Here is a 418-nt window from a genome sequence, read left to right on the forward strand (position 1 = left end):
GACCGCCGGCATCACGGTCAAGCGGGTGCTGACCGACAACGGCGCCTGCTACCGCTCACACCTGTGGCGCGACACCCTCATCCAGGCGGGCATCACCCACAAACGCACCCGCCCCTACCGACCCCAGACCAACGGCAAGGTCGAACGCTACAACCGCACCCTGCTCGACGAATGGGCCTACGCCCAGCCCTACCGATCCGAAACCGAACGACGAGCCGCACTGCCACACTGGCTGCACACCTACAACCACCACCGCGGCCACACCGCACTCGCAGGCCAACCACCAGCCACCCGCGCCCCCAACCTCACGGGGCAGTACAGCTAGTAGTGTGTCGCTGCTTAGTTCTGGCATATTTGGGTGGAAGAGTGGCGTCTGGCAGGTCCGTGCATCTGCCAGACGAGGATGGTTGTGGTGCCT

General features: G+C 64.8%; 1 protein-coding gene. It reads left to right on the top strand.

Annotated features, from left to right (window positions below):
* Positions 1-325: integrase core domain-containing protein (locus ADK67_RS11655; protein WP_157620166.1), on the top strand; the 325-nt coding region annotated here is incomplete at its 5' end.
* Between the last annotated feature and the right edge of the window lie 93 nt (positions 326-418).

The sequence above is a fragment of the Saccharothrix sp. NRRL B-16348 genome (assembly GCF_001280085.1).
Classification (GTDB): Bacteria; Actinomycetota; Actinomycetes; order Mycobacteriales; family Pseudonocardiaceae; genus Actinosynnema.